General features: G+C 52.5%; 19 protein-coding genes. 10 read left to right on the top strand and 9 right to left on the bottom strand.

The features are described from left to right. Positions 1–5: 5 nt before the first annotated feature. The 8 genes from ftsL to GUC22_RS22620 all read right to left on the bottom strand — a co-directional run bounded on the left by ftsL (position 6) and on the right by GUC22_RS22620 (position 7,735). Complete coding sequence (ftsL, locus tag GUC22_RS22585; protein ID WP_002888550.1) at positions 6–371, bottom strand: cell division protein FtsL; 366 nt, start codon at positions 369–371, stop codon at positions 6–8. Continuing rightward, a complete protein-coding gene (gene rsmH, locus GUC22_RS22590) occupies positions 368–1,309 on the bottom strand; it encodes a 16S rRNA (cytosine(1402)-N(4))-methyltransferase RsmH (protein WP_004128935.1) in 942 nt (313 codons plus the stop codon). The genes ftsL and rsmH overlap by 4 nt, the downstream gene beginning before the upstream one ends. A 1-nt stretch (position 1,310) precedes the next feature. Further along, a complete protein-coding gene (gene mraZ / locus GUC22_RS22595) occupies positions 1,311–1,769 on the bottom strand; it encodes a division/cell wall cluster transcriptional repressor MraZ (RefSeq protein WP_004108122.1) in 459 nt (152 codons plus the stop codon). Positions 1,770–2,394: 625 nt separating this feature from the next. Next, on the bottom strand, positions 2,395–3,399 hold the full coding sequence (cra, locus tag GUC22_RS22600; protein ID WP_004098577.1) for a catabolite repressor/activator: 1,005 nt from the start codon (positions 3,397–3,399) through the stop codon (positions 2,395–2,397). Between the two features lie 180 nt (positions 3,400–3,579). Continuing rightward, positions 3,580–4,071, bottom strand: coding sequence for an acetolactate synthase small subunit (gene ilvN / locus GUC22_RS22605; RefSeq protein ID WP_004098573.1), 492 nt, complete (start codon positions 4,069–4,071; stop codon positions 3,580–3,582). Between the two features lie 2 nt (positions 4,072–4,073). After that, positions 4,074–5,798, bottom strand: a complete 1,725-nt coding sequence (gene ilvI, locus GUC22_RS22610; protein ID WP_004872187.1) for an acetolactate synthase 3 large subunit — start codon at positions 5,796–5,798, stop codon at positions 4,074–4,076. A gap of 391 nt (positions 5,799–6,189) precedes the next feature. Beyond that, positions 6,190–7,158, bottom strand: a complete 969-nt coding sequence (gene leuO / locus GUC22_RS22615) for a transcriptional regulator LeuO (RefSeq protein ID WP_098067380.1) — start codon at positions 7,156–7,158, stop codon at positions 6,190–6,192. A 370-nt stretch (positions 7,159–7,528) separates the two neighbouring features. Then, positions 7,529–7,735 carry a hypothetical protein gene (locus GUC22_RS22620; RefSeq protein ID WP_128805007.1) on the bottom strand — a complete coding sequence of 69 codons (207 nt, stop codon included), beginning with the start codon at positions 7,733–7,735 and terminating at the stop codon, positions 7,529–7,531. 26 nt (positions 7,736–7,761) lie between these two features. Here GUC22_RS22620 and leuL point away from each other — a divergent pair, with 26 nt between their 5' ends. The 9 genes from leuL to aroD all read left to right on the top strand — a co-directional run bounded on the left by leuL (position 7,762) and on the right by aroD (position 17,953). After that, positions 7,762–7,848, top strand: a complete 87-nt coding sequence (gene leuL, locus GUC22_RS27635; RefSeq protein ID WP_009654551.1) for a leu operon leader peptide — start codon at positions 7,762–7,764, stop codon at positions 7,846–7,848. 95 nt (positions 7,849–7,943) lie between these two features. Then, positions 7,944–9,515, top strand: a complete 1,572-nt coding sequence (gene leuA, locus GUC22_RS22630) for a 2-isopropylmalate synthase (protein WP_004128923.1) — start codon at positions 7,944–7,946, stop codon at positions 9,513–9,515. Continuing rightward, positions 9,515–10,606 (top strand): 3-isopropylmalate dehydrogenase, encoded by a 1,092-nt coding sequence (leuB, locus tag GUC22_RS22635; protein WP_004872190.1) that lies wholly within the window; start codon positions 9,515–9,517, stop codon positions 10,604–10,606. Before leuA ends, leuB begins: the two co-directional genes overlap by 1 nt. Positions 10,607–10,608: 2 nt before the next feature. After that, positions 10,609–12,009, top strand: coding sequence for a 3-isopropylmalate dehydratase large subunit (gene leuC / locus GUC22_RS22640; protein WP_004872192.1), 1,401 nt, complete (start codon positions 10,609–10,611; stop codon positions 12,007–12,009). Positions 12,010–12,019: 10 nt separating this feature from the next. Next, the gene (leuD, locus tag GUC22_RS22645) at positions 12,020–12,625 is read left to right on the top strand and encodes a 3-isopropylmalate dehydratase small subunit (RefSeq protein WP_024360306.1); all 606 of its coding nucleotides are present in this window, start codon (positions 12,020–12,022) and stop codon (positions 12,623–12,625) included. 405 nt (positions 12,626–13,030) lie between these two features. After that, positions 13,031–15,064: an FAD-dependent oxidoreductase gene (locus tag GUC22_RS22650; RefSeq protein ID WP_004872195.1), complete on the top strand. Its 2,034-nt coding sequence runs from the start codon at positions 13,031–13,033 to the stop codon at positions 15,062–15,064. Positions 15,065–15,074: 10 nt separating this feature from the next. After that, entirely contained in the window at positions 15,075–15,938 is an 864-nt protein-coding gene (locus tag GUC22_RS22655; RefSeq protein WP_024360304.1) for a shikimate dehydrogenase, read from the top strand. Positions 15,939–15,949: 11 nt separating this feature from the next. Continuing rightward, the gene (locus tag GUC22_RS22660) at positions 15,950–17,164 is read left to right on the top strand and encodes an MFS transporter (RefSeq protein ID WP_024360303.1); all 1,215 of its coding nucleotides are present in this window, start codon (positions 15,950–15,952) and stop codon (positions 17,162–17,164) included. Positions 17,165–17,197: 33 nt separating this feature from the next. After that, the gene (gene aroD, locus GUC22_RS22665) at positions 17,198–17,953 is read left to right on the top strand and encodes a type I 3-dehydroquinate dehydratase (protein ID WP_024360302.1); all 756 of its coding nucleotides are present in this window, start codon (positions 17,198–17,200) and stop codon (positions 17,951–17,953) included. Positions 17,954–17,990: 37 nt separating this feature from the next. Here the strand turns inward: aroD and GUC22_RS22670 are convergent, their stop codons facing one another. Beyond that, positions 17,991–18,887, bottom strand: a complete 897-nt coding sequence (locus GUC22_RS22670; protein WP_004872203.1) for a LysR family transcriptional regulator — start codon at positions 18,885–18,887, stop codon at positions 17,991–17,993. A gap of 216 nt (positions 18,888–19,103) precedes the next feature. Between GUC22_RS22670 and GUC22_RS22675 the strand changes: the two genes are divergently transcribed. Next, the gene (locus tag GUC22_RS22675; protein ID WP_049090147.1) at positions 19,104–20,414 is read left to right on the top strand and encodes an MFS transporter; all 1,311 of its coding nucleotides are present in this window, start codon (positions 19,104–19,106) and stop codon (positions 20,412–20,414) included. Positions 20,415–20,431 lie beyond the last annotated feature (17 nt).

Raw genomic sequence — 20,431 nt, forward strand, 5'->3', positions numbered from 1 at the left:
AATCCTTATTTCTGTACAACGATATTTTCTTGTGATGGATCGACGTGCTGCATCTGCAGCTTCTCGGTCGCGATCCGCTCAACCCGACTGTGATCGCCGAGAGCGTTCTCTTCGAGGATCAGGTTGCGCCATTCAATATCCAGCGCGTCGCGTTCCAGCACCAGCTGTTCGCGCTGCGCGGTTAAGAGGCGAGTATGGTGCGCCGTTGTCACCACCGTAATCGCCGTGATAATGATGCAAATGAACAGGCAGAGTGGCAGCTTCCCAAACCGCAGAAGGTCGTCTCCGATCACGCCAGGCAAAGCATGGCGCTCGTTGCTTCCTATCGACCCTTTCACCTTGCTTAGGGCTTCTGTCACTCTGCCGATCATGCGTTCGTCCTCTCTGCAATACGCAGAACTGAACTACGGGCACGAGGATTTTCAGCTACCTCTTTTTCGCCCGGCATCAACTTGCCTAATGCTCTTAGCTCACGGCCGCCCAGTTTTTTAAGCTGCTCTTCGGTCATCGGTAACCCTGCCGGAACCTGCGGACCGCGGCTTTGCTCGCGCATAAAGCGCTTCACAATACGGTCTTCCAGCGAGTGGAAACTGATGATTGAGAGCCGCCCGCCCGGGGCCAGCACGCTGAGCGAGCTTTTTAGCGCCTGCTCTATCTCCTCCAGTTCACTGTTCACCCAAATGCGCACCGCCTGGAAGGTACGGGTCGCGGGATGTTTGAATTTGTCTTTCACCGGCGTCGCCGCCGCAACGACTTCCGCCAGCTCTTTGGTGCGGGTCATCGGTTCGATGCGGTTGCGTTCGACGATGGCGCGGGCGATGCGTTTACCAAAGCGCTCTTCGCCAAAGGTTTTGATAACCCAGGCGATGTCCGCCTCGTCGGCGGTTTGTAGCCATTCAGCGGCAGATTGACCGCGCGTCGGATCCATACGCATATCCAGCGGGCCATCGCGCATAAACGAAAAACCACGTTCAGCGTCATCCAGCTGCGGCGAGGAGACGCCAAGATCGAGCAAAATACCGTCGATCTTACCGGTGAGATTGCGCTCGCCAACATAGTCGGCCAGCTGAGAAAAAGGACCATGAACGATGGAAAAGCGGGGATCATCGATAGTTTTCGCGACGGCGATAGCCTGCGGATCGCGATCGATCGCCAGCAGACGTCCCTCCGCTCCCAGCTGGGAGAGAATCAGGCGCGAGTGGCCGCCGCGACCAAAGGTACCATCAATGTAGATACCATTTGGACGAATATTCAGGCCGTTAACGGCTTCATCCAGCAGTACCGTAGTGTGTTTATAATTTTCCATCATTTTACAAAGACAAATCCTGCAGGCGCTCCGACAGTTCCCCGGAAGCGGACTGCTCAGCGTCGATATCTTCCTTGACCCGTTGATACCAGGTCGTTTCATCCCACAGCTCAAACTTATTGAACTGCCCGACCAGCATCACTTCTTTTGTCAGCCCGGCATGTTGCCGCAGCACCGGCGCTATTAATAGCCGCCCGGCGCTATCCATCTGACATTCGCTGGCATGTCCCAAAAGCAAACGCTGTACGCGCCGCTCGGTGGGGTTCATGCTCGATAAACGCGATAATTTTTGCTCAATGATTTCCCATTCAGGCAAAGGGTAAAGCAGCAGGCACGGGTGATGGATGTCAATGGTGCACACCAATTGACCGGAAGCATCCTCGATCAGCCCGTCGCGGTAGCGCGTCGGTACGGCCAGACGGCCTTTGCTGTCGAGATTGACTAACGTTGCCCCACGGAACATGCCAGCCTCACCCCTTTTCGCCACTTTACCCCACAAATTCCCACAAGAAGGAGTTTACGGAGCGGAGGAAAAGCTTGTCAAGCCAGCACGAATGCCAACAGAGCTCAAAAACCCATTATTTACAGCCGATATTCGCCCTGAGGAAAAATCAACCAACAAACGAGGCAAATTAACGTTATGAATATCGGTAAGAAAACAACCAACAAACTTGTAACAGTTAAAGCAGCAAAATATCTTCGCGGGGAAAATATAAAGTGTCAGTTTGCGACGCGAGCGGCATTTTAGGCCATTCTGGTGACCGTTAACAGTACCAGTTTTCGCAGGAGAGGCACTCTTACTGCGGAGTACAGCGCTTATGGCTTTCATAATAGCGAGGAAACGGGTGTTAATTCAGCAACTCACCCGCCGAATGTAACAAAATAATACAACTAAATTCATTAATCCCTTAATGGGCTAATTAAAGCGCAAAATAAAGAAGGCTAAGAATAAAATTAAAAGAGATGTCAGGAAGATTAAGGATTTGTCTGAAAGATGCTTAACCCTGCAATTTTTACGTCATCTCATCGAATTATCGCCAGACGCGTAACCGTCTGGCGAATGCGTAACGAATAATCCTGATAACGCACTAGCGGCGGTTCAGACTGCCGCGGCGATAAAGATTGCGCCGAATGCGGCTTAACCCCGGTTTCGGCTTCCGCGGTTCATCAAGGCTGGCGAGCACAATCTCCAGCACGCGTTCCGCAACGTCGCGATGACGCTGAGCAACGGCTAAAACGGGGCACTGGAGGAAATCCAGCAGCTCATTATCGCCAAAAGTGGCAATCGCCAGTTCCGAAGGCAGCTTCCCTTCCCGGCGCAGCGTGACGTCCATCACCCCCTGCAGTAACGGAAATGAAGTTGTAAACAGCGCCTGAGGCATCGGATGAGTTTCCAGCCACTTTTCGAAAAGCTGGGCCGCGGCTTCGCGCTCGTAGCTGTTAGCGTAGAGGAAATGCACCTCTCGCGGATCGTCCTTCCACGCCGTACGGAATCCCTGCTCACGCAGGAAGCTCACCGAAAGTTCCGGCAGTGCGCCAAGGTACAGCACCGTTTCAGCAGGGAATTTACGTAACTCCGCCCCAAGCATTTCAGCGTCGTCCTGATCGGCGCCGACGACGCTGGTGAAGTGCTCACGATCGAGCGCGCGGTCAAGGGCAACAATCGGGAACGGATCGTTAGCCCAGCGCTGATAGAACGGATGCTCAGGAGGTAATGAGGTGGAAACGATAATCGCATCGACCTGACGCTGCAGCAGATGCTCAATGCAACGCATTTCGTTATCCGGTTGATCTTCGGAACAGGCGATCAGCAGCTGATAGCCGCGCTGGCGCGCCTGACGCTCCAGGTAATTTGCGATGCGCGTATAGCTGGTGTTTTCCAGGTCCGGGATAACCAGGCCAATGGAACGCGTACGTCCTGCACGCAAGCCTGCAGCAACCGCATTCGGGTGATAGTTGTGCTCACGAACAACCGCCATCACCTTTTCAACAGTTTTATCGCTGACGCGATACTGCTTCGCTTTACCATTAATCACATAGCTAGCGGTAGTTCGAGAGACACCGGCCAGCCGGGCGATTTCATCCAGTTTCACAATTGCCCCTTGGGTAATAAGTACAGAACATAACCATTCTTCAGGTATGGATTCGTTTTTATAACATCTAAGCGCAGAAAAGTAAGTGCAGCAACCGCTTTAGTCCACAGTTCCCACCGATTTCGCAAAAAAATAGCCCGACAGGGGGTGTCGGGCTATTTTTACGTCAGTTTGCGCTGCTCAGCGCATGATTTTGTCGCCACGCGACAATCCGACAACGCCGGAGCGGGCTACCTCAACAATACGAGCCACATCGCGCAGCGACGCTAAAAACGCATCAAGCTTGTCGCTGGTTCCCGCCAACTGAACGGTATAGATAGACGGCGTGACGTCGATAATTTGTCCGCGGAAGATTTCCGTATTGCGCTTGACCTCATCGCGCCCATAGCCGCTGGCCTGCACTTTCACCAGCATAATCTCGCGCTCTACGTGCGCGCCTTGCCCGAGTTCGTTAACGCGCAGAACGTCCACCAGCTTGTGCAGCTGCTTTTCGATCTGCTCAATCGCTTTCTCATCGCCAACGGTCTGAATCGTCATTCTGGATAACGTCGGATCGTCCGTCGGCGCTACCGTCAGGCTTTCAATATTATAACCGCGCTGTGAAAAGAGGCCGATCACGCGGGATAAAGCGCCCGATTCGTTCTCCAGTAATACTGATAATATCCGGCGCATAATCAGGTCCTCTCCGTTTTGCTCAGCCACATCTCGTCCATACCGCCGCCACGAATTTGCATGGGGTATACATGCTCACTGCCGTCAACCGTGACATCGACAAAAACCAGTCGATTGTTACGTACCTGCTCCAGCGCCTCGGCTAGCTTCGCTTCCAGCTCCTGCGGGTCGCTAATACGAATTCCCACATGGCCGTAGGCTTCCGCTACGCGAGCAAAATCAGGCAATGACTCCATATAGGACTGCGAATGACGGCCGGAGTAGAGCATATCCTGCCACTGCTTCACCATCCCGAGATAGCGGTTATTAAGGTTCAGCACCAGCACCGGCAGCTCGTACTGCAGCGCGGTGGAGAGCTCCTGAATATTCATCTGGATGCTGCCGTCGCCGGTCACGCAAATCACCGTTTCTTCCGGCAGCGCCATCTTCACGCCCAGCGCGGCGGGAAGGCCGAATCCCATGGTCCCGAGACCACCGGAGTTAATCCAACGCCGCGGTTTGTCGAAAGGATAATAGAGCGCCGCGAACATCTGATGCTGACCGACGTCGGACGTCACGTACGCATCGCCGTGAGTCAGCCGCCAGATGGTTTCAATTACCGCCTGCGGTTTAATCTTGCCGCTTTGCGTGTCGTATTGCAGGCAGTGACGCGCGCGCCACTGTTCAATCTGCTGCCACCAGTCGCGGATTTCATCCAGCGGCTGCTGGGTCTCCTCGTGTTCGAGCAGCTCCAGCATCTGTTCCAGCACCAGGCGGGCGTCGCCAACGATAGGCACGTCGGCAGGCACCGTCTTGGATATAGAAGTAGGATCGATATCGATATGCAGTACCGTCGCGTTCGGACAGTACCTGGCCAGATTATTTGTCGTACGATCGTCGAAGCGCACGCCAACGGCGAAAATCACGTCGGAATTGTGCATGGTCATGTTGGCTTCATAAGTGCCATGCATGCCCAGCATCCCCAGCGCCTGCTGGTGCGATGCCGGAAAGGCGCCGAGCCCCATCAGCGAAGACGCCACCGGCAGCTTCAGCTTCTCAACCAGTGTATACAGCTGCGGTTCACATTGCGCGTTAATCGCCCCGCCGCCGACATACACCACCGGTTTTTTTGCCGCTACCAGCGTCTGCAGCGCACGTTTAATCTGCCCTTTATGGCCCGACGTCGTCGGGTTATACGAGCGCATGCTAACCGTATCCGGCCAGACGTACGGCAGTTTTTTGGCCGGATTGAGGATATCTTTCGGTAAATCGACGACAACCGGACCGGGACGCCCGCTGGCCGCCAGCCAAAACGCTTTTTTCAGCACGCCAGGAATATCTTCGGTTTGCTTGACCAGAAAGCTGTGTTTGACCACCGGTCGGGAGATGCCAACCATGTCGCACTCCTGGAAAGCATCGTAGCCGATTAAGGAGGTCGCAACCTGGCCGGAAAGAATCACCAGCGGAATGGAATCCATATAAGCCGTCGCAATGCCGGTTATCGCGTTAGTCGCCCCCGGACCGGAAGTGACCAGCACCACCCCGACTTCGCCGGTTGCGCGGGCAAGGCCATCCGCCATATGAACGGCAGCTTGCTCATGGCGGACCAGAACGTGATCGATACCGCCCAGGGTGTGTAACGCGTCATAGATATCGAGGACAGCGCCCCCGGGATAACCGAATACCTGCTTGACGCCCTGATCGACCAGCGACTGGACGACCATTTCGGCTCCTGACAACATCTCCATGGTTTGCCTCCCGGCTTATTGTTTTTAACGACAGCGGAATCCGATTTCCGCGCGCTCGCACAAGACGAAGCGCAATGGCTTCGTAGTGAGGTGAATAGACTGCATGCCGTTACCATAACTGCTCGCTAACGGGCAGGCAATTGGCGACCGTCGGCGCATAAGAGGCATTAAAAGGATAAAAGAAAGGTTTGCAGGTAAAACACGGTGAAAAACTTCGGAGATAAGAAAATATGATAGTCAATACTCGGGGAAAATAACCAACTACAGCAAATCATCCATTTTTTAACTGACAGCGCGAGAGGCTGAGAAATGCAAACAGAATAAAATTCTACATTTAGTGAATTTTGTCACACAAAGCAGGAGCCGAAGCCCCCGTTTGTATTGCGACCGTTTATCGCTTGCAGATATTCACCAGCAATTCTTCCATCCACTGATGGCCTTTATCACGGCCCGCCGCTTCATGCCAGGAAAGATAGCAGGTACGGCTATTCACTTTCAGCGGCAAAGGTAATATTTGCAAATCCAGCTTATCGGCAAACTCGCTGGCTAACCAGCGCGGTGCGATAGCGACCATGTTGGTTTGAGAAACCACATTTAATACGCTGACCATCGCGTTCCCCTGATAGGCAATACGCGATTGTTTATCAGCAGTGTCGTACCATGGCTGGCTAAATGAGGCGTAACGATCGAGAGCGACAACGGCGTGCTCCTCCTGATAAATATCGTTTTCCATCATCGGGCCAGAAATACGTGGATGTTTACGGCTCGCCACCAAAACCATTTCATCTTTAAATAAAGGCACGCAGGCAAACTCAGGGCGACGAAACTCTTCATAGCCAACGACGAATTCGATTTCCTGATAACGTAATTGATGTTCCGTGTTTTGATTCAATGCCGATTTAAAGACCAAATGAATGTTGGGCGCGATCTCGCCAACTTTATTGAAAATAACCGAAGTCAACGCGTTATCCAGCGGGCTGCAAACGCATAAATTAAACACCCGCTCGCTGCTAAGCGGCTCAAAGCCCGAGCCCGGCAATTCGTTCTGCACTAATTGCAATGCCTGCCGTACAGAACCAAATAGCTGATAAGCGCGCGCCGTTGGCTGGATGCCGCGTCCATAACGAACAAACAGCTCATCATTAAACATCACTTTCAGCCGTGATACCGCATTGCTGACCGCCGGCTGCGACATGCCCAGGGAATGCGCCGCACGGGTGATATTTTGTTCCTGCATAACCGCATCGAATACGGTTAGCAGATTGAGGTCGACCATCCGCAGCTGAGGTTTAGTGTTTTCTACCTCAGAGGTTGATTTATATTCAGTATCTTCTTTTAACATATTTAACTCCACTGTCACGCTAAATTCCCTTTGCCAAAGTGCAGTAATTAATTCTGAAATATCATTTATCATGCATATGACATTTGCAAAAGAGCAAAGATGAATTTTAGGAATATATCAAGGTTATGAGTAGCACCAGAAAATCGGCTTTTAAACCTTCCCGTGACAACCCAAACCATATCGTTTACTTGATGGAATTAAGTGTACCCATAAATATTAAAAATAAACAATAACAGCAACGGTTAACTATAATTTAAGCGCTATTACAATATCAATTTAACCCTCCCCTAAAATTCACATTTTATTATCATTGATAATTCACTTTCATATGTATGAACACATTCACAAAACAAATAAATTTAGCGTTTTCATTAAGATATGAAGCTGATCATGCGCCATATCCACGAAGCGGCAATTGAAAATGAAAATTATCAAATGGTGAAATTATCTCAACATGTCCCGATACCCTAAAAAGGATCATCGGCAAAAAAGCGCGATTGTCAGCACAATTAGCTAATTCCCCTCTCAGGTAAAAAGGCCTTTTCTTCACCCAAGGGTTGACATCAAACCCCATATCCAGTAACTCTAAAAGCATAACGATTTCATCTGGAGCATGACGCAATGATTCGCAGCATTCGCTTTCTCAGCCTACTACTACTAAACGCATCCATTTTGCGCGGTAGGCTGTTGGGCGACGTTCATCGTTAAGTCATCTTCCAGCAAGACTATAAAACCCGCGCCAATGCGCGGGTTTTTTTATGCTCGCAAGCAAGGCGCCAGGACAGAGAACAAGGATCTAAACCATGAGCCAGCAAGTCATTATTTTCGATACGACCTTACGCGACGGTGAACAAGCGTTACAAGCCAGCCTGAGTGTGAAAGAAAAACTGCAGATTGCTATGGCCCTTGAGCGGATGGGCGTTGACGTGATGGAAGTCGGTTTTCCGGTCTCATCCCCTGGCGACTTTGAGTCCGTACAAACCATTGCGCGCACCATCAAAAACAGCCGCGTTTGCGCGCTGGCGCGCTGCGTAGAAAAAGATATCGACGTTGCGGCGGAATCATTAAAAGTCGCAGAAGCGTTCCGTATTCACACCTTTATCGCCACCTCGCCGATGCATATCGCGACCAAGCTGCGCAGTAACCTGGATGAAGTTATCGAACGGGCGATCTATATGGTGAAACGCGCGCGTAACTACACTGACGATGTCGAGTTTTCCTGTGAAGACGCTGGCCGTACGCCGATCGCCGATCTGGCTCGCGTTGTTGAAGCCGCGATTAATGCAGGCGCAACGACCATCAATATTCCGGATACCGTCGGCTACACCATGCCGTTCGAATTCGCCAACATTATCACCGGTCTGTACGAACACGTCCCCAATATCGACAAAGCCATCATCTCCGTCCATACCCATGACGACCTGGGCATCGCGGTCGGTAACGCCCTCGCCGCGGTCCACGCCGGCGCTCGTCAGGTGGAAGGCGCGATGAACGGTATCGGCGAACGCGCCGGTAACTGCTCTCTGGAAGAGGTGATCATGGCCATCAAAGTGCGCAAAGACATTATGAATGTGCACACCCGCATTAATCACCAGGAAATCTGGCGTACCAGCCAGACCGTGAGCCAGATCTGCAATATGCCGATTCCTGCCAACAAAGCGATCGTCGGTACCGGCGCCTTCGCCCACTCTTCCGGTATTCACCAGGATGGCGTGCTGAAGAATCGCGAAAACTACGAAATCATGACGCCAGAATCTATCGGGCTGAACCAGGTACAGCTGAACCTGACTTCCCGCTCCGGCCGCGCAGCGGTGAAACACCGTATGGAAGAGATGGGCTATAAAGAAACCGACTACAACATGGACCATTTGTATGATGCGTTCCTGAAGCTGGCGGATAAGAAGGGCCAGGTATTCGACTATGACCTGGAGGCGTTAGCCTTCATTAACAAACAGCAGGAAGAACCGGAGCATTTCCGCCTCGATTACTTCAGCGTGCAGTCCGGTTCCAGCGATATCGCAACCGCCTCCGTGAAGCTGGCCTGCGGCGATGAGACAAAAGCTGAGGCCGCTAACGGTAACGGCCCGGTGGACGCCATTTATCAGGCCATTAACCGCATCACCGGCTATGAGATTGAGTTAGTTAAATATGACCTGAACGCTAAAGGCCAGGGTAAAGACGCGCTGGGTCAGGTTGACATCGTGGCTAACTACAACGGCCGCCGCTTCCACGGCGTGGGTCTGGCGACGGATATTGTGGAGTCTTCCGCGAAAGCCATGGTTCACGTCCTGAACAACATCTGGCGCGCCGCTGAAGTCGAAAAAGAGTTGCAACGCAAAGCTCAGAATAAAGAGAACAATAAGGAAACCGTGTAATGTCGAAGAATTACCATATTGCTGTTTTACCAGGTGATGGTATTGGCCCGGAAGTGATGAACCAGGCGTTGAAAGTACTGGAAGCCGTTCGCCACCGTTTTGATATGCGCATTACCACCAGCCAGCATGACGTGGGCGGTATCGCCATTGACCGTCAGGGCACTCCGCTGCCTCAGTCTACCGTCGAAGGCTGCGAGCAGGCCGACGCGATTCTGTTCGGCTCCGTTGGCGGACCGAAATGGGAGCATCTGCCGCCCGCGGAACAGCCGGAGCGCGGGGCGCTGCTGCCTCTGCGTAAGCACTTCAAATTATTTAGCAACCTGCGTCCGGCTAAGCTGTACCAGGGTCTGGAAGAATTCTGCCCGCTGCGCGCCGATATCGCCGCCAACGGCTTCGATATTTTATGCGTCCGCGAACTGACCGGCGGCATCTACTTCGGCCAGCCGAAAGGCCGCGAAGGCAGCGGCCAGCACGAGAAAGCGTTTGATACCGAGGTGTATCATCGCTTTGAGATTGAGCGTATCGCCCATATCGCCTTCGAGTCCGCCCGCAAGCGTCGCCACAAAGTGACCTCGATTGACAAAGCGAACGTGCTGCAGTCTTCTATTTTGTGGCGTGAAATCGTCAGCGAAATCAGCAAACAGTATCCTGACGTTGAGCTGTCGCATATGTATATCGACAACGCTACCATGCAGCTGATTAAAGATCCGTCCCAGTTTGACGTTCTGCTGTGTTCCAACCTTTTCGGCGACATTCTGTCTGACGAATGCGCCATGATCACCGGTTCAATGGGAATGCTGCCGTCCGCCAGCCTCAACGAGCAGGGCTTCGGCTTATACGAGCCCGCAGGCGGCTCCGCGCCGGACATCGCCGGTAAGAACATCGCGAACCCGATCGCGCAGATCCTCTCGCTGGCGCTGCTGCTGCGCTACAGCCTGGATGCCGATAGCGCGGCAACAGCGATTGAAAATGCGATCAACCGAGCATTAGAAGAAGGCGTGCGTACCGGCGATTTAGCCCGCGGCGCGGCGGCGGTCAGTACCGATGAAATGGGCGATATCATTGCCCGCTATGTCGCTGAAGGGGTGTAATCATGGCGAAGACGTTATACGAAAAGTTGTTTGATGCTCACGTGGTTTATGAAGCGCAAAACGAAACCCCGCTGCTGTACATAGACCGCCATCTGGTTCACGAAGTGACCTCGCCGCAGGCGTTTGACGGCCTGCGCGCGCATAAACGTCCGGTGCGTCAGCCGGGTAAAACCTTCGCCACGATGGATCACAACGTTTCGACGCAGACGAAAGACATTAATGCGTCCGGCGAGATGGCGCGTATCCAGATGCAGGAGTTAATTAAAAACTGCAAAGAGTTCGGCGTTGAGCTGTATGACCTGAACCACCCTTTCCAGGGCATCGTCCACGTGATGGGGCCGGAACAGGGCGTCACCCTGCCGGGTATGACCATCGTCTGCGGGGACTCCCACACGGCAACCCATGGCGCATTCGGCGCGCTGGCCTTCGGTATCGGCACCTCTGAAGTCGAGCACGTTCTGGCGACGCAGACCCTGAAGCAGGGGCGCGCCAAAACCATGAAGATCGAAGTCAAAGGCAAAGCCGCGCCGGGCATCACTGCCAAAGATATCGTCCTGGCGATTATCGGTAAAACCGGCAGCGCCGGCGGGACCGGTCACGTCGTGGAGTTCTGCGGTGAAGCCATTCGCGATTTAAGCATGGAAGGCCGTATGACCCTGTGCAATATGGCGATCGAAATGGGCGCGAAAGCGGGCCTGGTGGCGCCGGACCAGACCACATTTGATTACGTCAAAGGCCGTCTGCACGCGCCGAAAGGCGTAGATTTTGCCGACGCCGTCGCTTACTGGAAAACCCTGACCACCGACGATGGCGCGACGTTTGATAGCGTTGTCACCCTGCAGGCGGAAGAGATTGCCCCGCAGGTCACCTGGGGCACTAACCCGGGCCAGGTGATCTCCGTTACCGACATCATTCCGGATCCGGCCTCATTCTCCGACCCGGTAGAGCGCGCGAGCGCTGAGAAAGCGCTGGCCTATATGGGGCTGAAATCTGGCGTGCCGTTAACCGAAGTCGCCATTGATAAAGTCTTTATCGGTTCCTGCACCAACTCGCGTATCGAAGACTTACGCGCGGCGGCCGAGATCGCCAAAGGCCGCAAAGTCGCGCCGGGCGTTCAAGCGCTGGTCGTACCGGGTTCCGGTCCGGTGAAAGCGCAGGCCGAAGCAGAAGGCCTGGATAAAATCTTTATTGAAGCCGGTTTTGAGTGGCGTTTACCGGGCTGCTCCATGTGCCTGGCGATGAACAACGACCGTCTGAATCCGGGCGAGCGCTGTGCCTCCACCAGCAACCGTAACTTTGAAGGCCGTCAGGGCCGCGGCGGACGCACTCACCTGGTCAGCCCGGCAATGGCAGCGGCGGCGGCCGTGACCGGTCATTTCGCCGATATCCGTAGCTTGAAATAAGGAAACCATCATGGCAGAGAAATTTACCCAACATACCGGCCTGGTGGTTCCGCTGGACGCCGCGAACGTCGATACCGATGCAATTATTCCAAAGCAGTTTCTGCAGAAAGTCACGCGTACCGGTTTTGGCGCCCATCTGTTTAACGACTGGCGCTTCCTGGACGACAAAGGCGAACAGCCTAACCCGGAATTCGTGCTGAACTTCCCGGAGTATAAAGGCGCCTCTATCCTGCTGGCGCGGGAAAACTTCGGCTGCGGCTCCTCGCGCGAGCACGCACCGTGGGCGCTGACCGATTACGGCTTTAAAGTCGTTATCGCCCCCAGCTTCGCCGATATCTTCTACGGCAACAGCTTTAACAATCAGCTGCTGCCGGTCACGCTGAGCGAAGCGCAGGTCGATGAGCTGTTTAAACTGGTCCACTCTCAGCCCGGCATTAAATTTGAAGTCGATCTGGAATCCGAGGTGGTTAAAGCTGGCGATAAATCCTATAGCTTTAAAATTGACGCTTTCCGTCGTCACTGCATGCTTAACGGTCTGGACAGCATCGGCCTGACTCTGCAGCACGAAGAAGCGATTTCAGCCTATGAGCAAAAACAACCGGCCTTTATGAATTAAGGCGACCCGCAGTTTATAACCCAGCCCGAACTTCGCTTCGGGCTTTTTTTTCGTCGGGCGAAAATGAGATCTGGCGCACATATATCAATATTGGTCGCCCTGGCAAAACAAATTTTTATCCGTAAAAAATATAAATCATTATCAATTGGGCATCTATTCAATCATTCCCCCACTCTTTTTGTGTCATTCCACAAGTACAAGTAAAAAATCGATTGAAATATTTAAGATAAAAACATGAATATGTAAATTGATTGTTAATCCCATAGAATCCCGCTATAGCTCCACGCAAAAAAAAGCATTATTTTTCTATTAGACCCCTCGTTATCTTTCCCCACAGAGAAATATTAACTTTGGACAGGCCAGAATCGCCGTAAGCGGCCATCAGGCATCCAGTGGAGAGAGCATATGAGCCACTACCCCCATCTTTTTTCCCCGTTGACCATTAACGGAATGACGATAAAAAACCGCATCATCATGCCGCCGATGGGGACCAACCTGGCGAGCCTGAACGGTGAAGTCACCCAGGAACAGATTGACTACTATGAGCTACGCGCGCGGGGCGGCACAGGACTCATCACTATCGAGAATATTTGTATCGATTTTCCTTTCGCCTCTAACGGCACCACGCAGCTGCGTATCGATAACGATCAATATATTCCGCGCCTGTTCAAATTAACCGAAACCTTACATAAACACGGTGCCTGCGTCGGTATTCAATTAAACCACGCTGGCGCTTCAGCCTATGCGTATCGCCTGAATGGTGAAATGCCGCTTTCTTCTTCAAGCACCCCGTCCAAAAAGAACGGTAATATTCCCCGTCCGATGACGCACGACGAGATTTATCATGCCGTCGATAAATTTGGTGATGCCGCGGAACGCGTACGCCGCGCCGGATTCGACTGCGTGGAAATTCACGCCGGCCACTCTTATTTAATTAGTCAGTTTTTATCACCGCTGTTTAATAAGCGCACCGATGAATTTGGCGGTAGCGTAGAGAATCGCGCCAGAATATTAACCTTAATCGTCGATAAGGTACGCGCCTGCGTAGGTCCGCGTTTCCCGGTCAGCCTGCGTATTAGCGCCGATGATTTCCTGGAGGGCGGGAATACGCTCGAAGATTCACTGCGGATCCTCGAACTGTGCGAGGAAAAAGTAGATATTATCAACGTCTCCGCAGCGCAAAACGACAACCTGAATTTCCAGATAGACCAGATGTCTCTGGAAGATGGCTGGAAGCGCTACCTCTCCCGCGCGGTACGTGACAAATTCCACAAACCCACGGTGATTGCCGGCAACATCCGTACCCCGAAAGTCGCAGAAGATATTATCGCCAGCGGCGATGCCGACCTGATTGCCATCGGTCGCGGGCTGATCGCCGAGCCGGAGTGGGTGCAAAAAGTTCAGAGCGGTAACGAACGTTTGATGCGGAAATGCATCTCCTGCAACATTGGCTGCGCGGATCACCGTATCGCCCGCTCGCGCCCTCTGCGCTGCTCGATCAACCCGGATATCATCCACGGCGACGCTTACAAACAGCAGCGCGTGATCCGTGATACCAACGTCGTGGTTATCGGCGCGGGTACGGCGGGCATGGAAGCCGCCTGCACCGCGGCTGAAGTCGGCTGCCATACCTGGCTGCTGGAAGAAAAACACAGCATCGGCGGGCTGGCCAGCGAGATCTCCCTGCTGCCGGAGAAAAAGCGTATCGCTGATTTTCCGCAGTTTATGAAAAACCGTATCGCCTCCCTCGATAACCTGATGCTGCAGGTCGGCAAGCGCGCCACCGTGGCGTCCGTTTCCGCTTTGCGCCCGAATTTAATCGTCAACGCCACCGGTTCAGTTCCCCTGCTGCCGCCGATTGAAGGGCTGCGTGAAAACATCGATGTCGAAGGCGGCAACGTCTTCTCCATTACCAACATGATTCATCATCTGGACCAGTTTGCCGATGCAACGGGTAAACGCATCGCCGTCGTCGGCGCGGGCGCCGTGGGTCTGGACGTTATTGAATACTTCTCCGCGCGCGGCGCCAGCGCCGTGCTTATCGAGATGCAGGACGCGCCGGGACGCGACCTGGACATCATTACTAAAAATGCCATGTTGACCATGCTCGATGAACATCACGTGGAACAGCACATGCGCACGCAGCTGGTTGCCGTTACCCCAACGCATTTCACCGTTAAAAATGCGGATGGCGCCTTCGACATTCCTTTTGATTACGGCTTCGTCTGCCTGGGAATGCGCGCCAACACCGCCGGTCTCAATGAGATTGAGCAATGGGCCAGAGCCAATAACGTAAAAATAATGAACATCGGCGACAGCCTGATGGCCCGGCGAATTATTGATGGCGTGCGCGAAGGGCGCAACGTGCTGGATACCCTCGAAGATATGGGGGCTCTCGGCAACCGCGAATCGACAAAAATTCCATTTCTAACATATTGAGGATTTTATCATGGCAGAACGTATTACCGGACACACCGAGCTGATTGGCCTGATTGCGACCCCGATTCGTCACAGCATGTCGCCGACCATGCACAACGAAGCTTTTGCCCATCTGGGGCTGGACTATGTTTACCTGGCGTTCGAAGTGGGTAATGAAGAGCTGAAAGATGTGGTACAGGGCTTTCGCGCGTTAAAACTGCGCGGCTGTAACGTCTCGATGCCGAACAAAACGGAGATTTGCCAGTATCTGGACAAACTCTCTCCGGCTGCAGAGCTGGTTGGCGCGGTGAATACCGTGGTGAACGACAATGGCGTACTGACCGGCCACATCACCGATGGCACTGGATATATGCGCGCGCTCAAAGAAGAAGGCATCGACATCATCGGCAAAAAGATGACCGTGCTGGGCGCCGGCGGCGCGGCAACCGCCCTCTGCGTACAGGCCGCGCTGGACGGCGTCAAAGCGATCTCCATCTTCAACCGCAAAGATAAATTCTTCGCCAATGCAGAACAGACCGTCGCCAAAATCCGTAACAACACCCGCTGCGAGATCCACCTGTTCGATCTGGACGATCATGACAAACTGCGCGCCGAGATCGACAGCAGCGTCATTCTCACCAACGCCACCGGCGTGGGCATGAAACCGTTTGAAGGCCAGATGCTGCTGCCTGACGACAGCTTCCTGCGCCCGGACCTGATCGTGTCTGACGTGGTCTATAACCCGCGCAAAACCTATCTGCTGGAAGTGGCCGAGAAAAAAGGCTGCCGCACCATCAACGGTCTGGGGATGATGCTCTGGCAAGGCGCGCGCGCTTTTGAAATCTGGACAGGCAAAGAAATGCCGGTTGAACACATCAAAAGTATCCTGTTCTAAGGATGGGCGCGATGAAAAATCCATATGTCCCAACGGCAGCTGGGCTCTATCTAAACTACCTGATCCACGGCATGGGGGTGCTATTAATTACCCTCAATATGGCGAATCTGCAGGAACAGTGGGGAACCGACGCGGCCGGCGTCTCCATCGTCATTTCGTCGCTCGGGATTGGCAAGCTCGCCACGATCGTCACCGGATTCCTGTCCGATCGTTTTGGCCGTAAACCCTTTATCTATCTCGGGATTGCCAGCTATGTGGTGTTCTTTCTCGGTATTCTGCTGACGAAAAATATCTATCTGGCCTACTGCTGCGGCATTATGGCGGGACTGGCGAACAGCTTCCTCGACTCCGGTACCTACCCGGCGCTGATGGAATCTTTCCCAAACTCCGCCAGCCGCGCAAATGTGCTGATTAAGGCCTTTGTCTCTGCCGGGCAGTTCCTGCTGCCGTTCATTATCAGCCTGCTGATTTGGGCGAATATGTGGTACGGATGGTCGTTTATTATCGCTGCGGCATTGATGCTCCTGAGCGCCGTCTACCTGATAAAAATGCCGTTCCCGGACCATCGGGCGAAAAAGGAGAGCGCAGAAAAATCGCCGGCTGCCGCCGCTGCCCCACAGGCGGACTCCAGTAAACTGGATATGGTTATCTTTACCCTGTACGGCTATATCGGTATGGCGACGTTTTATCTGGTCAGCCAGTGGCTAGCGCAGTATGGCGAGTTCGTTGCCGGTATTCCTCACGAGTCGGCAATTAAACTCCTGAGCGTCTATACTGCGGGTTCCCTGACGTGCGTATTCGTCACCGCCGCCTTTGTCAAAGAGGTATTTAGTTCAGCCGTCGCCATGATTGTCTACACCTTCCTGTCGATGATTGCATTGCTGATCGTTTGCCTGTTCCCGACGCCAATGGTGGTTACCGGCTTCGCCTTTATCATCGGTTTCTCCGCCGCCGGCGGCGTACTGCAGATAGGCGCGACCATTATGGCCATGAGCTTCCCGAACGGGAAAGGCAAAGCCACCGGGATCTTTTATACCGCAGGCAGTCTGGCCAGCTTTACGATCCCGCTGATCACGGCAAAACTATCGAAGATAGGTATCGCCAGCATTATGTGGTTCGATCTTCTGATCGCTATCGTCGGCTTTGTGATCGCCCTGTACATCGGTTATCGTCAGCTTCAGGTTCGCGCCGCTGCCAGAACATCCCATGTTGCAGCAACCGCCTGATGGTCAATGACAAAAAGAATAATGGATACCAACATGACTCAAGCAGTAACAGTAAAAAACATCACCTTCCAGGAAGGGGAAACCTTAATTTGCGTACCGCTGATCGGTAAAACGCTTGCCGAGCTGCAGACCAACGCTCGCGCGCTGGCTACCGCCGGAGCTGACATTATCGAATGGCGCGTCGATCACTTCACCCAGGTCAGGGAAATTGAGCAGGTCCTGCTGGCGCTGGGTGAAATTCGCCAGCTGCTGGATGCGATCCCGCTGCTGTTCACCTTCCGCAGCAAAAAAGAGGGTGGCGAAACGGAAATCAGCGATGAAGCCTACTTTGAGCTAAATCGCCAGGCGGCCGTCAGCGGTCTGACCGACGTGATTGATATCGAGCTGTTTAACGACGAAGCGCAAATTCGCTCGCTGGTGAATGATGCCCATGCTGCTGGCGTAAAGGTCATCATGAGCAATCATGATTTCCATAAAACGCCGGCCCAGGAAGATATCATCTACCGCCTGCGCCGCATGCAGGATCTCGGCGCTGACCTGCCGAAGATCGCGGTTATGCCGCAGTCGCCGCAGGATGTCCTGACGCTGCTCTCGGCAACGCTGACCATGAAAGAGAAGTACGCCACTCGACCGTTAATCACCATGTCGATGGGTAAATCCGGCGGCGTCAGCCGGGTAACCGGCCGTTTGTTCGGTTCAGCGATGACCTTCGGGACCGTAGGCCAGGCTTCTGCGCCGGGACAAATTGCCATTACCCAACTGCGTGAACTGATGGATATCCTTTCCTGATAAAACATCGCCCGGAGGTCTTCCTCCGGGCATCATGCTAGCGGATTTTTTGACTGTCATTAATAATGACATCTTTAAATGACTGAATAGCTGGAGAAAGTACCCGCTCTTTCATCGTTGCCAGGTAGATATAACGTGGAGGAATCGCATTTTTGATCGTCAGGATATGCACGTTGTAATACGAGAGCGCGGAAATTCGCGGCATAATCGCAATCCCATAATCAATACTGACCAGCCCCGCCATCGCCGTATCCTCATCAACGTAGCAGGCAATATCCGGCACCAGTTTTTGCTGCATAAACACGTTATCAATAAAAGGTCGCAGACCGCTATTTTCTGAAAAATAGATATAGGGGTAGTGGATTGTCTCCACCAGGTCGACTTCATTTTCATAGAGCCTGGCCAGAGGGTGATCTTTTGCCGTCACCACCACCAGTTCTTGCTGAATAATAGGAATGAAATCAATATCCGGTTCATCCGCAATATAAGAACAAATAGCCAGATCGCTTTTCCCGGCCTTGAGTTCCTGCAGAAGCGTTAACGACGTACCCTGCGTAAAGGAAAATGTCACATTGTGACGAGATGGTGAAAGTGAATACTTATTAATTAACTGCGGAACAACATACTCTCCCATGGTATAAATAAACGCGATGCGTATATTCTCTTTGTTCTCTGCGCTATTTTTTTGCAACGTCATGCGGCCATTTTCTAACGAGGCCAGCGCATCTTCCACGTAGGGAAGAAAGCGCTTACCGTTCTGCGTAATCTTGATATTGCGCCCCTGCCTGGCGAATAGCGCCACGCCCAGCTCTTTCTCCAGTTCAGATATGGCATGGCTCAGCGAGGGTTGAGTGATAAAAAGGCTGGAGGCGGCTTCAGTGTAGTGCTCGGTTTCTGCCAGCCGCTTAAAATAATAAAGTTGCTTTAGGTTCATTATTTTTGCTCGTATACTATAAGAATAAAACTAATGCCCCTAATATACCATACAAGCCATCTATGATGAGCCGAAACGGAGAAATACCGGCGTTATATCAAATATTGTTTTACGTAACAAAGCATGACTTCTCATCGATAGAGTCAATACTTAAGCAGAATATTTCTGCATGCATAAATACATGCAAAAATATTTTAAACTTTAAAGGAAATCACTATGAGGACGATCGATGCTCAGGAACGGCCGATTTTGCCGTCGGCCGCGCAGAAGCGAACTAAAACGCGAATTGTAATTTTAATGTTACTATCGATAGGGACGATGATAAATTATCTCGATCGTACTATTTTAGGTATTGTTGCTCCCAAGTTAACAAGCGAAATACATATTGACCCGGCGATGATGGGGATCGTTTTTTCTGCTTTCGCCTGGACCTACGCGCTGGCACAAATTCCCGGCGGGATGTTTTTAGATCGCTTTGGCAATAAACTGACCTACGCGCTTGCTATTTTCTTCTGGTCAACCTTTACCTTATTACAAAGTTTTTCTGTCGGGCTAAAGTCTCTGCTGCTGCTGCGTTTAGGCTTAGGTATCAGCGAAGCCCCCTGCTTCCCGGTTAATAGCCGGGTCGTCAGTAAATGGTTCCCCCAGCATGAACGCGCTCGCGCGACGGCAACTTACACCGTCGGTGAATATATTGGCCTGGCCGCATTCTCCCCGCTACTTTTTTTAATTCTTGAACATCATGGCTGGCGAACGTTATTTATTCTGACCGGCGGTCTGGGCATCGCGTTTACTTTTGTATGGTGGAAGTTTTATCACGAACCGCATCAATCAAAAACGGCAAATAAAGCAGAGCTGGAGTATATCGGCGTAGAAAATACGGCTGCCGCCAATGAAAACATCCCTTTCAACTGGCCGGATGCGAAGCGTCTACTCTGCTGCCGACAAATCATTGGCGCCAGTCTTGGGCAATTTGCCGGTAACACCACGCTGGTGTTCTTCCTGACATGGTTCCCGACTTATCTGGCCAACGAACGCCACTTACCGTGGCTACACGTGGGTTTCTTCGCCTCCTGGCCGTTCCTGGCCGCCGCTATCGGGATATTTTTCGGCGGCTGGGCATCCGATAAAATATTAAAGAAAACCCAGTCGGTTAATATTAGCAGGAAGCTGCCTATTATTTCCGGACTGCTGCTTTCGAGCTGCATCATCCTTGCTAACTGGGTCGACAGCAATACCGCAGTGATTATTATCATGTCGGTAGCTTTTTTCGGCCAGGGGATGGTCGGTCTCGGCTGGACGCTTATTTCTGATATTGCACCAAAAAATATGGGCGGCCTGACCGGCGGGATCTTCAACTTCTGCGCAAATATGGCGTCAATTATCACCCCATTAATTATTGGCGTCATCATATCAATGACTGGAAATTTTTTCTACGCGCTAATTTATATCGGTTTAACCGCACTAATTGGCGTTATCGCCTATATTTTTATTATCGGTGATATCAAAAGAATTGAATTGAAATAACCGGCCCAGACATTGCC

The sequence above is a fragment of the Klebsiella sp. MPUS7 genome (genome assembly GCF_009905335.1).
GTDB classification, from domain to species: Bacteria; Pseudomonadota; Gammaproteobacteria; order Enterobacterales; family Enterobacteriaceae; genus Klebsiella; species Klebsiella grimontii.

Excerpts from the sequence above, each read along its gene's own strand:
- GUC22_RS22655 (WP_024360304.1), top strand. The coding sequence starts at position 15,075 with ATGGCAGAACGTATTACCGGACACACCGAGCTGATTGGCCTGATTGCG.
- ilvN (WP_004098573.1), bottom strand. The coding sequence starts at position 4,071 with ATGCGCCGGATATTATCAGTATTACTGGAGAACGAATCGGGCGCTTTA.
- GUC22_RS22675 (WP_049090147.1), top strand. The coding sequence starts at position 19,104 with ATGAGGACGATCGATGCTCAGGAACGGCCGATTTTGCCGTCGGCCGCG.
- ftsL (WP_002888550.1), bottom strand. The coding sequence starts at position 371 with ATGATCGGCAGAGTGACAGAAGCCCTAAGCAAGGTGAAAGGGTCGATA.
- ilvI (WP_004872187.1), bottom strand. The coding sequence starts at position 5,798 with ATGGAGATGTTGTCAGGAGCCGAAATGGTCGTCCAGTCGCTGGTCGAT.
- rsmH (WP_004128935.1), bottom strand. The coding sequence starts at position 1,309 with ATGATGGAAAATTATAAACACACTACGGTACTGCTGGATGAAGCCGTT.
- GUC22_RS22670 (WP_004872203.1), bottom strand. The coding sequence starts at position 18,887 with ATGAACCTAAAGCAACTTTATTATTTTAAGCGGCTGGCAGAAACCGAG.
- leuL (WP_009654551.1), top strand. The coding sequence starts at position 7,762 with ATGATTCGCAGCATTCGCTTTCTCAGCCTACTACTACTAAACGCATCC.
- aroD (WP_024360302.1), top strand. The coding sequence starts at position 17,198 with ATGACTCAAGCAGTAACAGTAAAAAACATCACCTTCCAGGAAGGGGAA.
- leuB (WP_004872190.1), top strand. The coding sequence starts at position 9,515 with ATGTCGAAGAATTACCATATTGCTGTTTTACCAGGTGATGGTATTGGC.
- leuA (WP_004128923.1), top strand. The coding sequence starts at position 7,944 with ATGAGCCAGCAAGTCATTATTTTCGATACGACCTTACGCGACGGTGAA.
- leuD (WP_024360306.1), top strand. The coding sequence starts at position 12,020 with ATGGCAGAGAAATTTACCCAACATACCGGCCTGGTGGTTCCGCTGGAC.
- GUC22_RS22660 (WP_024360303.1), top strand. The coding sequence starts at position 15,950 with ATGAAAAATCCATATGTCCCAACGGCAGCTGGGCTCTATCTAAACTAC.
- GUC22_RS22650 (WP_004872195.1), top strand. The coding sequence starts at position 13,031 with ATGAGCCACTACCCCCATCTTTTTTCCCCGTTGACCATTAACGGAATG.
- leuC (WP_004872192.1), top strand. The coding sequence starts at position 10,609 with ATGGCGAAGACGTTATACGAAAAGTTGTTTGATGCTCACGTGGTTTAT.
- mraZ (WP_004108122.1), bottom strand. The coding sequence starts at position 1,769 with ATGTTCCGTGGGGCAACGTTAGTCAATCTCGACAGCAAAGGCCGTCTG.
- GUC22_RS22620 (WP_128805007.1), bottom strand. The coding sequence starts at position 7,735 with ATGCTTTTAGAGTTACTGGATATGGGGTTTGATGTCAACCCTTGGGTG.